Annotated in this window: 7 protein-coding genes and 1 other RNA gene; 7 read left to right on the top strand and 1 reads right to left on the bottom strand. The window is 51.7% G+C overall.

Translation table 11 applies throughout. The annotated features are described in order from the left end of the window. Positions 1-57 precede the first annotated feature (57 nt). The 4 genes from smpB to J2X61_RS23370 all read left to right on the top strand — a co-directional run bounded on the left by smpB (position 58) and on the right by J2X61_RS23370 (position 2,390). Entirely contained in the window at positions 58-540 is a 483-nt protein-coding gene (gene smpB / locus J2X61_RS23385; RefSeq protein WP_274472045.1) for an SsrA-binding protein SmpB, read from the top strand. A gap of 212 nt (positions 541-752) precedes the next feature. After that, positions 753-1,116, top strand: a transfer-messenger RNA (tmRNA) gene (gene ssrA, locus J2X61_RS23380). Positions 1,117-1,276: 160 nt separating this feature from the next. Beyond that, the gene (locus J2X61_RS23375; RefSeq protein ID WP_274472046.1) at positions 1,277-1,711 is read left to right on the top strand and encodes an HNH endonuclease; all 435 of its coding nucleotides are present in this window, start codon (positions 1,277-1,279) and stop codon (positions 1,709-1,711) included. A 235-nt stretch (positions 1,712-1,946) separates the two neighbouring features. Then, the gene (locus J2X61_RS23370; RefSeq protein WP_274472047.1) at positions 1,947-2,390 is read left to right on the top strand and encodes a UPF0158 family protein; all 444 of its coding nucleotides are present in this window, start codon (positions 1,947-1,949) and stop codon (positions 2,388-2,390) included. Between the two features lie 332 nt (positions 2,391-2,722). Here the strand turns inward: J2X61_RS23370 and J2X61_RS23365 are convergent, their stop codons facing one another. Further along, the gene (locus J2X61_RS23365) at positions 2,723-3,796 is read right to left on the bottom strand and encodes a permease (RefSeq protein ID WP_310190992.1); all 1,074 of its coding nucleotides are present in this window, start codon (positions 3,794-3,796) and stop codon (positions 2,723-2,725) included. A 117-nt stretch (positions 3,797-3,913) separates the two neighbouring features. Between J2X61_RS23365 and selD the strand changes: the two genes are divergently transcribed. From selD to J2X61_RS23350, 3 genes are all read left to right on the top strand, one after another. Then, positions 3,914-4,963: a selenide, water dikinase SelD gene (gene selD / locus J2X61_RS23360; RefSeq protein WP_274472050.1), complete on the top strand. Its 1,050-nt coding sequence runs from the start codon at positions 3,914-3,916 to the stop codon at positions 4,961-4,963. 14 nt (positions 4,964-4,977) lie between these two features. Then, entirely contained in the window at positions 4,978-6,015 is a 1,038-nt protein-coding gene (mnmH, locus tag J2X61_RS23355) for a tRNA 2-selenouridine(34) synthase MnmH (protein WP_274472051.1), read from the top strand. A 167-nt stretch (positions 6,016-6,182) separates the two neighbouring features. Continuing rightward, entirely contained in the window at positions 6,183-13,571 is a 7,389-nt protein-coding gene (locus J2X61_RS23350; protein WP_310190989.1) for an S-layer homology domain-containing protein, read from the top strand. Positions 13,572-13,613 lie beyond the last annotated feature (42 nt).

Raw genomic sequence — 13,613 nt, 5'->3', positions numbered from 1 at the left:
GATGCACATTGTAGCAGTATTTACCTGCGTCATTAATGTGCGGGAGGAGGATCTCACGTGGCAACGAAGAAGGCGGACGGCAAGGTGCTTGCCCAGAATAAGAAGGCATCGCATGACTACTTTATTGAGGAAACCTATGAAGCGGGTCTTGTCCTGACCGGCACGGAGATCAAGTCCTTGCGAGCGGGTAAAGCGAACATCGGTGATAGTTTCTCGACGATCCGCAATGGGGAAGCCTTTGTACATAACATGCACATCAGCCCTTTCGAGCAAGGAAACCGCAGCAATCCGGAGGATCCGACGAGGACACGGAAGCTGCTCCTGAAGAAGGTGCAGATTGCCAAGATGCTCGGGCAGGCCAAGCAGGAAGGTTACACGCTTGTGCCTCTGAAGGTGTATATCCGCAACGGATACGCCAAGCTTCTGATCGGCATCGGCAAAGGGAAGAAGCAGTACGACAAGCGCGAGTCCGCGGCTAAGAAGGATGCGCAGCGCGACATCCAGCGGGCGCTGCGGGAGAAGCAGAAGGTCGCCAGATAGCTTGCAGCTGTCTTTCTGGGTATTCTGGAAGGCTGCACCTTGCTTTCCACAAACCTGACCGTTCATTTTTGCGCAGCTTGTGCTATACTAGGTTTACAGCAAGTGATTCACCAAATGAATGACAGATTCGCACTGAATCTGATTCAAGCAATTTGGCTCTCAACTGCTCGTCTTTTACCTTCTCCGCCTGACAGCGGATATGAAGGCAATCCGGGGGTGTTCTTGGATTCGACGGGGATAGTTCGAGCGCGGGTTGCGGGTAGTGGGGACGCGTCCGCTTCAACAACGCTAAAGCCTATTAAATGGCAACCAACGTACAACTTTAGCAGCAGCTTAATAACCTGATCTGCTAAGCTTCTACCTCGCATCGCCCATGTGCTAGGATAGGGGCCCAACCTTAGTGGGATACGCCGCTCGGTCTCCGCCTGGGGTCGACGGAAGAAGATAATCAGGCTGACCTTGGACATAGCCGGTTACGGGGCGCTGGCCTTGGTGACATCAAAACTGTGACTACACCCGTAGATGCCTGTGTGGCGATATTTTCGGACAGGGGTTCGACTCCCCTCACCTCCATACTGAGAACCCGCTCTGGGAGCGGGTTTTCGCCTTTTTATGAGTGAAATTACAGTGACTCAAAGTCATTTGCAGAAGCTCGTCTCCAACATACATAACCACGTATCTAATCATCAATTGTCTGTGGTTATTGTCTAAATTAAGCCTTGGGAGGCGATTGAATATGATAACAGTGCTCAATGTGGATGGTCAGAAGTTGACCCCTTGCGTGCTTGACCGGGCTTGGCGGGAAGTTAACCGAGCTCGTGCCGTCTGGATTGACGACCAGACAATCCAATTACTCTACAACCCCTTCTCATTTCGAGACTATCGCAAAACGGCATTGAAACGGGATAAATACACTTGTTTGTGGTGCGGACGTCCTGCAACAACGGTAGATCACATTGTCCCCTCAAGCAAAGGCGGCTCCGATCTTCCCCAAAACTTATTCGCAGCTTGCATGGAATGCAACACGAAACGAGGAAACCGTTCAGCGTTCTCCTATTTTATAGATAAAGTATTTTCCGTGCCGAATCTTGTAAAGCTCTCTTACCGCATCATGAAAGCGAAACATCATCATCGTCAAACGAACCGACGTAAGTACTTATACACCGCCTGAGGGCGGTTTTTTATTTTTATTGGGCGTTCAAACGGAATAGTGTGGGATGTTAGGGAGGGCACTACTCTAGGGTTCAGTCGAAGCTAGGCAAGAAGAGATGAATTTGAGAAAATAAAAGCACGTACCACTCAATCATTTAACTTTTAAATAGTATATTTAATATACGTATGTGGTAGATTGGTGATGAACTGCAAAAGATTAAGTTAAACTAATTATTGGAAAGGTGCTGATCGAAATGAAATTAATGGACGAGCTTATTGATGCTTATTTAGATAACAACATGGAGCATCCGTACTATTTGGATTTACATACTGGACTCGTTATTTTGGATATGGACGAAGCATATACAGGGGAACCAGGCATTGACTGGGATGATGAGGAAAACGAAGAGCGGTATATCGGCATTCCAAAGATTGATTCCAATGAGGCGTTTGTCGTCATGACGAAATTTGCGAAGCAAACCAAATCTGATCCTGAAGATTTGTTATTCGAGGCACTCAATGGTAGCAAACCTTTTCGAAAGTTTAAGGACATGCTCTATCAATTAGATATTTGGGATGAGTGGAACAAGTTTGAGAACAAGTACGCAGAAGAAGCAATTCAATGGTGGATAGATCAGTCTGAGCTCAATTACGATGAATTAAGTGAGAAATACACAAAAAATTGCAGCATCGGCTGAGATTACATCGAGGGCAATATTGGAGTTAGACCGGAGGGTACTGATCGAACAGCCATTATTCATGGTGTCGGCGGAACGGAGATTGTGTTTACAAAGTGGTTTGATGCTGTTGTTTTAGGTGATTGGAGAGTGAATGAGTGTAAGGTTGAAATTGGCGCTATGGATTATGGCATACATATTGACGGTATCCCAGGGTTTGATTTCATTCGAAACGCGGGACTCAACAGATAGCAGAATTTTATCGAACCAGTTCGCATGGAAGAAATCAAAGAGACACCTCAAGAGGTGTCTCTTTTTCATACAACGAGCCAGCAAGGAGTCGCCCCTCACTGTTATAGAAAAATCGCCCCTGCAATCCCGCTTAATATACCAAGCCCAATGACAGAAACGGTAACCATTAGGATAACCTTCTTGGGGAAGGATCTGGAAATCATGAGCAGGGAAGGCAGGCTGACGGCCGGAAGTGTAAGCAGCAGTGCGGCTGCCGGTCCCGTCCCCAGACCGAAGGACATTAAAGTTTGGATAATAGGGATCTCTGCCGCTGTGGGGATTACGAACAGTGTGCCCGCGATCGCCAAACCGATAATCAGCAGAATATGATTACCCGAGGATTCCTGAACGGCAGGAAATAGCCAAGCTCTGCTTGCCCCTAAGACGAGCACTGCGATGATATAGGACGGAACGATATGAAGAACCATGGACCCTATACTTTTCAACCATCTTTGTACGAATGAGCCGGATGGTTCGTCTTTCAGTTCTTCCGGCTGTACAGCCAGGCTCTCCGGGACTTCCGCTTTCCCGGCAAAAAAGTTAGCCAAATAGCTGATACCGAAGGTTAGCACGAGTCCGAATAGAAGCCGAATCAAGGTGAATTTCCACGACAAAACAAAGGTCATAAACACCAAGGTTGCCGGATTAATGGTCGGATTCCCGAGCCAGAACGCCAGGCTGGCGCCAACGGACACATTTTTCCGGCGTAATCCTACAGCTAGAGGCGCAGCGCAGCATGTGCACATCATACCAGGGATGGACGAGATTCCGCCGATTACGGTGCTTTTGAAGGTCGTTTGGCCGAGTACCCTAAGCAGCCATTTGGACGGGAGTAGCACCTGGACGAGAGAACCGAGGAGTATGCCGAGCAGTGCGGCCTTCCAAACCGATTTGTAGTAAGCCAGGGCATAATCCCATGCAGCTTGCCAAGAAGGAGCGGGAGCTGCCGGCTGTTGGCCGGAAACGATGGACGACCCGATGGAGTGTTTCGCTGCCGCATCGAATGCTTTATGATAATACGGCAGCCATTTCACATACGTTAAACCAACAATAGCGATAATCGCAAAAAGAATGACGGACAGAACGACTTTCTTGTTGATGGAATCAGTTTGATTTGAACTATTGGCAGTTGTCATAGGATTCTCCGAAAATTAGATTAGACGAGCTAAATAGGTTATTATTATAACACATCCTGTAAGTGCTGAAGGTAAAAATGAGACAATTCCTGTTGCATACAGAAAGGAAGAGGAACGATGACGACCTCCGATAAAATTAAACTCACCTCTTATTCTACTAAGGGTGGCTGCGGCTGTAAAATAGGTCCGGCAGATCTGTCCGAAGTTATTAAGACATTACCCTCCGCCATACCGAACCCGAACCTCCTTGTAGGCATAGATACGAGTGATGACGCCGGTGTTTATCAATTGAGCGAAGATCTGGCTCTGGTACAAACGGTTGATTTCTTCACTCCGATCGTCGATGATCCGTACTCGTTCGGACAGGTTGCTGCCGCGAATGCGATAAGCGATATTTATGCTATGGGAGGCAGACCGCTAACAGCGCTTAATATTGTTGCCTTCCCGATACGTACTCTAGATAAGCAAGTGCTCGCTGAGATCTTACGGGGCGCTGGAGATAAAATGAATGAAGCAGGCATTACACTGGTCGGCGGCCATTCCATTGACGACAATGAGCCGAAGTTCGGACTTGCCGTAACCGGACTGGTCCACCCTCAGAAGGTGCGAACCAATGCGGGAGCGATTCCGGGAGATAAGTTAATCTTAACCAAGCCTATTGGAGTAGGTATTCTGACAACTTCAATTAAGAAGGACCGGTTAAGCGAAGAGGAAGTTAAGCGGGTTACAGAAGTCATGGCCACACTTAACAAGACCGCTGCGGAAACAATGGAGCCTTACGATGTACACGCCTGCACGGACGTAACCGGCTTCGGGTTGATCGGACACTCTCTCGAAATGGCCAAAGGGAGTAAGGTGGGCATTCGCATTACCGCAAGCGATGTACCCGTACTGCCGAGAGTCAGGGAGTTGGCGGAAGAAGGGTTTGTTCCCGGAGGCACCAAAAATAATTTCGCCCATGTGCAGAATGCAATCACGTTCCCGGAAACTTTGGACCAAATCGGGCAATGGATTTTATGCGATGCGGTAACGTCCGGAGGGCTTCTCATTGCTGTAGCCGCAGACCAGGCTGATGAGCTGCTTGGCAAATTGAAGCATGCCGGGGTCGAAGCCAGCATCATCGGAGAAACGACAGATGAACATCCGGGCCGTATCGTAGTCATCTAAAGGAGCGATATGCATTGTTTCAAGATATCAACATAGAAGAACTTCTAGCTCTTAAGGATAGCAAGGAACTAGTTATGATTGACGTTCGGTCGCCTTCCGAATTCCAGGACTCCACGATTCCGGGCAGTATCAATATTCCGTTTTTTGATGATCAGGAGCGGGCGGAGATTGGAACCATTTATAAGCAAGTTAGTGTTCAGGCGGCCAAAGACAGAGGGCTTGAGATCATTTCGGCCAAATTGCCGGCTTTTGTCAAAACATTTGAAAAGATCAAAGGGCAGAAGGCGGTTTTCTGTTGGCGCGGCGGCATGCGAAGTCATACCTCTGCAACGGTTCTTTCCTTGATGGGGATACGAACCTATCGTTTAACAGGGGGCTTTCGCGCCTATCGCAAATGGGTCGTCGAAACGCTGGAGACGATGGATTTCAAGCCCCGCGTCTGTGTTATTTCCGGGAATACAGGAGCAGGCAAAACGGCTATTCTAAGGAAGCTCCAGGAGGAAGGCTATCCGGTATTGGATTTGGAAGCCATATCAGGGCATAGAGGATCTATTTTTGGCCATGTCGGACTCCGAGCCAACAATCAGAAGACGTTCGAAGCTCTGCTCGTTACCAACCTTCTGAGGTTGAAGGATTCTCCTTATTTTTTAGTTGAGGGTGAAAGCAAACGAATCGGCAAAGCGGTTGTTCCCGAATTTATCGTCAATAAGAAGGAGACGGGCACCCAGCTTTTGATTGAAATGCCGCTTGCTGAACGTGTTCGTCATATCATTGAAGATTACCGCCCTCAGGAGAACAAAGCAGAATTGCTTCAAGCCTATCGGCATATTAAGGACCGCATTCATACCCCAATCGCCAAGGAGATCGAAGCCGCGCTTCACGAGGACCAATTTGAGCATGCCGTCCGTCTCTTATTAGCGTATTACTATGACCCGCGGTATGAACATGCGATGAAGAAGTACGAGCAAGAGAAAGTAATCATTCAAGCCAAGACGATTGACGAAGCGGTTACGGCTGTGAAGGAATATTTGACAACAGCGAATTTTATGTAAAAGATTGGCGAACCACGGAAGCACCGTGCCGGCAGAAGAAATTCTTCTGCGGCATGCGTGCTTTTTTTGTTTGGCTATGTCCGGGTAAGCTGTATACGACTAGAAAACAAATCCATTTGTTGCTATACTGATACATAGTGTATCAGAAAATGGAGGATAGATGACGTATGACTTTCGGACTCATGCAAAAGATTCGCAACAAGCTGGCTATTCTGCTAGTCACAGCCCTAATGGCAACTTCCGTGATGCCGGCAGCGGCTGAAACATCGATAGCAAGCACGGGCAATTCGATGTCCTCTGTAACGGAGACTGTCTATGATAGGGTCTATGCACCGCTAGTCCGGCCAGCGGCTGCGGCAGCCCCGCTATCGTGGAATGTCCTCTCCAAGCTGAGCCGCGGCCTCCTGAGTATGACGTATGCGGCGGCAAACCGCCCGATATCGGAGCTAAGCGCGGACGAAAGGTACTTGGCTTTTCTAACGTACGATCTGACCGCTGATGCAGGAGCGGGCCGGATCGTTGTGCAAATTCAGGACCGGCGAACGGGGGAAGTACGACGTATCCAAACACCGTCGGAGACCGGGTGGGTGCATCACTTTGATATGACGCCGGATGCCCGGTACATAGCCTACAGCTACAGCGAGGAGCTCGTGAGTCCAAATGTGAAGGTGTACTTGTACGACAGAGTCTCACAGTCATTAACGACTATTAATGCTGTGGGTGCGTCCCAAGGCTTTCCGGATTTTGACAGCGAGAAGGTAGCCGTCAGCGACGATGGCCGATTCGTAGCTTTCGATACGGCAGCTAACGGTTTAGTCTCCGGGGACCAGGACGGGAAGCGTGATGTTTATCTGTACGACCGGGATGCCCCAGGTGCCAAATTGCAGCGACTTAGCACCCCGATTGATACAAATAGTAGCGATGAAAGTCTGGACCCTTCGATTAGCGCAGACGGTAGCAAAATCGCGTTCGTCTCCAAGTCGAAGCTGACGGCGCAGGATGACTATATCGGTACGGAGAGCCTCTATTTGTTCGACCGAACCGCAGCAGACGGACAGCAGTTGAAGCGAATCACGCAAGGGTACACGCCTTCGCTCAGCGGTGACGGCCGATTGATGGCGTTTACGACTTACCGGGATGACTTGGGAACCGTTGATACGAATGGTAAGAATGACATCTATGTCTATGATGATGCCGACGGCAGTTTCCGGCGAGTATCCTTCAAGGCGGACGGTACGGAGTTTGACCAAGATAGCTCGCACCCTTCCATCAGCCGCAGCGGCGCTTACGTAGCCTATGAAACGGTAGTGTTGGTGACGGACGATACGGGGGATGTGGATGAGGAGTCGGAAGTCTATGTATCCGACAGCCAAGGGCTGAACTCCGCGAGGGTCGCTGTGCCCGGAGCGCCTTATTCCTTGATTCCCCCGGGCGAACGCCCTGCGGTTTCAGATACGGGCACCGTTAATTTCTACTCTTTCAACCTAGAGCGGTTCGGCGGAACGGAAATCCCATTCCCTGATTATTTCATCGCTGCTAACGGCACCATGCCGGTTTGGCCGGCCGGCAGCAGTCTGCAGGCGTCGGATGCGGGGAAGGATCATATCACGCTAAGCTGGCCGGGAATCTCCGATCCGGATGGCGTTACGGGTTATGCCCTCTATAAGAACGGCATTCCGATCCAGTACATTCCGGCTACCGGTCAAGCGAGCTATTCGGTCGCTTTGACCAATCAGGTGCGGGAAGAGGCTATAGATGACGTATTCCAAGTGGAGGCAATTGACGGCAAGTACCATTGGAGCTCGAATGGACCGACGTATACGTGGGAATCTGATGGCGGAAGCAATCCACCCCCAACGGATCTGATGTTGAACTGGAGAGGGGAACGCAGCAATGCGAACGGTCCGTTGAAGAATGAGAGTACAATCAAGATTATAGCAAGCGGCATGCCGGGTCTCGAAACGAAGGTGGAATGGACGTATAAGGAAGAGCTCAACGGTACGGAGACTACTCAAAAGGCATCGGTACCGTTAACCGAGGGTGCGGCGAATACCGGCATCTATCAAGGTGCCTTTAAAATGTCTCCAAACGCGACGGAGCTTACTTCCATCTTGCTGAAGCAGAGGAAAGCCGACGGCACGGAGATGGTGGAGCGAGCGGAAGATCTCCCAATTCCTGTAGGGGGAACTCTCCAAATTCAGTTTGCAAACGCGAGCTTGGAGGAGCTTCAAGGTGCAATCCTGACCGTCTGGGGGCCAGAGGGAGAGCGCAGCTTGACCGTAGGCGATAAAGGCGTTGAACCGCTGACAGGCTTAATGCCGGGCGATGAGTATCAGATCTACTTGCATACGAGTAATTACCAGTACGAGATGGGCAGGCAGGAAGGCATAACCATTAGACCGGGCAGAACCAGTACGGCTATCTTGCCCGTAACGGTCCCGGCCCAAGTCCGGGTGAAAGTGGTGAATGCCGAAGGGAAACCGGTGGCGAACGTTCCCGTTACCCTATGGGATGCGGAACGCGAGCTTCTGATGATGTCTTCGACGGCAGTTGACGGCATGACGTTTGCTTACGACGGACTGTTACGTGATCAAATCGTGACCGCAGAACTCGATCTTGGCGACTTGTTCTATGAACTAGCTCCAGGTACGAAGCTGAACTTGAAGCTGGAGGGCGGGGAGAATGTTCTGACTGTTCACCTCATCTCTCCTGACAGGGGCATGATGGAGCTGACGGTGAGGGATCCGGCCAATAAGCCGGTATTCAACGCCTATGTGACCGCGACTCAGACCTACAAAGGCCAACCGGTCGTCACGAAGGCGCGTACCAGTCTGGACGGGAAGGTTCGGATGGAGCTTTTTGCAGGGGAGGTGCTGTTAGAAGCCACCGAAACCTCCAATCTGTACAATTCCGGTCAGATCCACACTACGGTAGCGGCCAATACAACGACAATCATGGACATTCCCGTCAGACAGCCAGGACAGGGGATCGTGAATCTCCGGGTGTTCAAGAAGGCCTTGGATACCGAGTGGCAGGGGCCGCTGAACATGGAGAACGAGATGTTCTTATCCCACGTCCAATCGAAATTCGGATGGGTAAGCACGTATTTCTCCAATGCGGTTTCCATTGGCGGAAGTCCGGGAACGCCGGTTAATGTCTGCGTATCGGGTGCGATTTATGCCTATGTAAGCCAGTGTAAGGATTTCATCCTGGACAATAACTCCAATGCCACAGCTGAGATCAGGTTGGAGGAGACGGGGGCCCGCGTTCAGGGCAAGGTGGAGCTGGGACGAAATATTTACTATGGCGCGACGGTTTATGAATTAAAAGATAACGGCAGCAAGGTGTATGTGTCGAACGCCTGGGATAACAACTTCCAGACCGATGTTTTTAACATCAATGTGCCTCGCAGCGGCCATTACCGTCTGGAAGCCAATCGCAGCATTCGGGATGCGAATTACCGCTACCGCTATGAATATGCGACCGTGGATTTCTCCATCGCGGCGAATGAGATCAAAAATTTGGGCCAGATCACCTTCAGCCCAGCCCGGTATTTCGCCAATCAAACAGGCAACCATTTGATGGCGCAGACCGTTAGTGCAATGCCTGGAAGTACGATATCCCTGCGGGCTTCCTACCGGAACAACAATAACGCGTCTGCAGAGAATGCACTGCTGGTATTGGACATTCCGGAAGGCACGTCGTTGGTTACCGACAATCTTGGGAACAAGGCGGTAACAGGGGCCAAAGGGCCGATCACCGTGGCGGGGAATACGTTGAGCGTACCGCTTGGGAATCTGGCTAAAAATGATGAGGGGTCAGTCGTGTATAAGCTCGCCGTTTCTTCTGCGTTTAATCGTGACGTATTAGTTTCAGCTGCGCGTATCCAAGCGACGCTGGGGTCCGAGACGATAGAGGAAAAGCTGGGAACGGTTTACATGGATGCGCCGAAGGTGACCCTGGAAGCGCCGGAGCGGGTATCCGACCCTGAGAGGGCCGCCGTATTGACCGGGTTTGCTCCTGCGGGCAGTACGTTAATGATCTATGATTCCAATGTCCGAATCGGCGGGGCGGTTGCCAACGCGTCAGGCGTATGGAAAACACCGGTTACCTTAGCGGATCTGGACGGTCCCGGCTATCATGTTCTATGGGCGGAGACTTCGGTGAATGGAGTCGGCCTGAAATCAAGCAAAGTGTACGTTATGTACGATGCGAATGGACCGCAGCTGCTGCGAATGGCGATGGCTCAAGCGCCGGCAGGGCGTTGGGTGACGGCCGCAGCCGGCAAGGAGGTGCCTGATTTTGCATACACTGTTGTTCCCGGGAACCCCTTCCTGCTGGATTTCGAATTCTCGAATCCTGACCAGGTGGAGAATGTCCGCGTCTATATGGACGGACAGGAAGGCGATCCGATTGAAGCCGTGCGGGAAGGCGAGTTATTCCGGGCTACGGTGCCGACCACACATGATGCGTTAGGCGGCATTTACATCGATTATGATGTGAAAAAGCCGGAGCGCGTCTATGACGGAGCCATGCCGGACCTCGATCAAGTACGGGCATCGCTTCCTCCGATGATGAGAGATTTCGAAGTCGTCTCGAAGACCCCGTTCGAGCTTGCGAATGGCGTTTATTCGGGGACGGTGGTCCTGAAATTCCCGCAGCTCGGCAACAAGGTGATGACTATTACGCTTACGGTAGATCCCGATTCGAACTACAGGCCGACGGAGTCGGAGAAAGAATTGGCAGCACGTTCCGGCGTTCCGGCGATTCAGTCCGGATTCGAGGTCAGCGAAACGGAGACCTCTCTCAGTATCAAGACCCGCGGGTACATGCCTAGCAATCTGATCTCCGAGGAATTCACAGGCCTTGCAGGGTTGCGAGCTTTTGGCCGTCCGGCCAAGGCAGGGGACTGGGGGCACACAGCCGAGTACTTCATGGAAATCAAATCCGATGTGGATGAAGTGAAAGGTCAAATTGATGAATTCAAGGGCCAGTATGAAGATTACATGGGCTTTGCCGGCAAAGTGAACAAAATCATGTACAACGTAGAGACCAGCGGTCTGGACTGTCTGGAGGAGCTGCCGGCTACCGTTAAGCAAGGCGGTAAGGCTCTGGCGGCGCTGGTTGTCGGCGAGGTGGCCAAAACCGCTTTGGGCGCATGGACGGGAGCCATGGCGCTGACGGGAGGCGGTGCCGTCGTGGCCGGTTTCGCTACCGGCGTGCTGGAAGATAAAATCGATAACTATGTGGACGAACAGATCGATGCGATAGGATCCGGATATAACAAATGCAGCGATAATCCGGATAGGAAAAAGAATAAAGGCCGCAAAATTGCAAGGCCGAAATGGATTTACGATCCAAGCGGCTACGTATACGAAGCGGTGAAGAGCAATCCGCTTCCGGATGTAAAGGCGACAGTCTCGTATCTGGATAAGAACTCGGGGGTTTGGGAGTCCTGGGACGCTAAGGAATATGATCAAATCAATCCGCAGCTGACGGATGCCGCCGGTAAATACGGCTGGGATGTGCCGCCGGGCAGATGGAAGGTCACTTGGAGCAAGAAGGGCTACCAGACTATGTCCAGCGATGAGCTTGACGTGCCGCCTCCGCGGACGGAAGTCAACGCAGGGATGATCTCAAGGGATGCTCCAACGATTTCTTCGGTAACAGGGGTTACCTATGCCGGCGGTAGTTATGTGGATATCACGTTCTCCAAGTATCTGAAGGTGGTCGGTTTGAAAGCTGGGGCCGTAACCTTAACACTGAACGGTCAGGAGTTGGAAGGGATAGCTGCCTTCATCCAGCAGGAGGCAAGCGCATCGGATGAAACAGTCATGCTTTCCAGAACGATACGGTTTACACCGAAAGCTCCGTTAACGGGGAATGGAGTCAAATACGAACTGCAGTTGGACCCTGCGTATGTCACTAGCTATGCAGGCGTGAAGATGACGGCGGCAACTAGCTTCGTACAGGAGTTTACCCCAACCGCTCTCGACACGGCAGGACCGGCATTAGCTGCTGTAAAAGTGGAAAGCGGAGGCCGCATTCTACGCCTTACTTATAATGAGCCGATCGCTGCGACTGCGGATCCCGGCAAGATCCGATTGAATGGGACCGAGGGACTGATTACTTCGGCTGTCGCAGTCACGCAGCGCGATCAAACCGAAAGCCGAGAGCTGCTATTGACCGTGGATGGAAAAGTACCGGCGGCTTCCGTACTTACGTTACTGGAAGGTGCTGTGAAGGATCTTCAAGGAAACGCTTCGCCGGCTGCTACAGCGAATCTGGCACCTGACAGCAATCCGCCCACACCCTCTTCGTCTTCAGGCGGCGGCTCACCGGTTCCTTCCACTAAGGATCCCTTGGATCTGGGTGAGAAAGCGGTAGTGGAGAAGAAAACGTCTTCCACGGGCGGAACGATCCTGTATCTGACGATTGGGAAAGAGGCAATAACGGAAGCCCTGAAACAATTGAAGCCGTCTCAAGAGCTTTATATCGGGGTCAAAGAGCCTGCTGACGAGATCATCCTGCAGTTCCCTGCAGAGAGTATCGGCCCAATGGCGGATGCACACGCTATTCTTCGAGTGACATCCGACCATACGAGCATCAAGTTGGACCCTTCCGCATTCTCGATCAGGGATGAGGAAGAGGGGGCGAAGGTTCGAGTAACCTTACATCTAGCGAAAGGTCAGCTGAGCAAAGAAGCGGAGGAAGCAGCCCGTAAGGTGAGCTTGGATCCGAATTCGATAGCGGGGGCCGCAAGTGTCGTCATCGAAACGGTGAACGGGGCCAAAGTCGTGCTTGTGCCTCTCTCCAAGGCGAATGCTATAGAGGGCAACTTCTCAGGACTTCAAGGGAAATCTCTGGATATTTACCGGTACGATCCTGCAGCCGCAGCCTGGTCGTACGTGCGCAGCAAGCCGAACGGCGATCAAGGGCTGAAGTTTGATATGAGCGGCGGCGGCATCTTTGCGGTCATGAGCTATGCGAACAGCTTCACGGACACACACAACCATTGGGCGATGGAGGAAATCGATTGGATGGCGCGGCGACTCTTGGTGAACGGGGTCTCCCCATCCGAATTCCGGCCGGAGGGTGCGGTCAGCAGGGCGGAGTTCGCCGCCATGCTCGTCCGGGCTTTGGGAATAAAGGCGCAGGGGACTCCATCGCATGTGACCTTCTCCGACGTGAGCGAGACCGCCTGGTACTATCGGGAGGTTCTTGCAGCGGCGCAGAGCGGTCTTGTCAATGGCTTGGAGTCCGGGCGATTCGCGCCTGACGAGAACATAACCCGCGAACAAATGGCGGTTATGATGGCCCGCGCTTACAGCTTCGTAACCTCAGGCAAGAGCGCCCTATCTGCGGACACTTCTACCGATAAATTTAAGGATAGTGACCGGATTCAGAGCTGGGCGAAGGATGCTGTGGCGCTGGTCGTGAAGATGGGCATTATGCAGGGGATGACGGACGATACTTATGTGCCGGAAGGCATCACAACCCGTGCACAAGCAGCAGTCGTGTTGAAGAGATTCCTAATGAAACAAGAACAAGAATAGCAGAAACGAATAGCCTCCTTCCCTGGCATGTCAGGGCAGGAG

Source organism: Bacillus sp. 3255 (assembly GCF_031456485.1).
Taxonomy (GTDB): domain Bacteria; phylum Bacillota; class Bacilli; order Paenibacillales; family NBRC-103111; genus Paenibacillus_E.
This window is presented reverse-complemented; position numbering and strand designations above follow the sequence as displayed.

Coding starts and splice junctions, on each gene's coding strand:
- J2X61_RS23375 (WP_274472046.1), top strand. CDS start 1,277: ATGATAACAGTGCTCAATGTGGATGGTCAGAAGTTGACCCCTTGCGTG.
- J2X61_RS23370 (WP_274472047.1), top strand. CDS start 1,947: ATGAAATTAATGGACGAGCTTATTGATGCTTATTTAGATAACAACATG.
- J2X61_RS23365 (WP_310190992.1), bottom strand. CDS start 3,796: ATGACAACTGCCAATAGTTCAAATCAAACTGATTCCATCAACAAGAAA.
- selD (WP_274472050.1), top strand. CDS start 3,914: ATGACGACCTCCGATAAAATTAAACTCACCTCTTATTCTACTAAGGGT.
- J2X61_RS23350 (WP_310190989.1), top strand. CDS start 6,183: ATGACTTTCGGACTCATGCAAAAGATTCGCAACAAGCTGGCTATTCTG.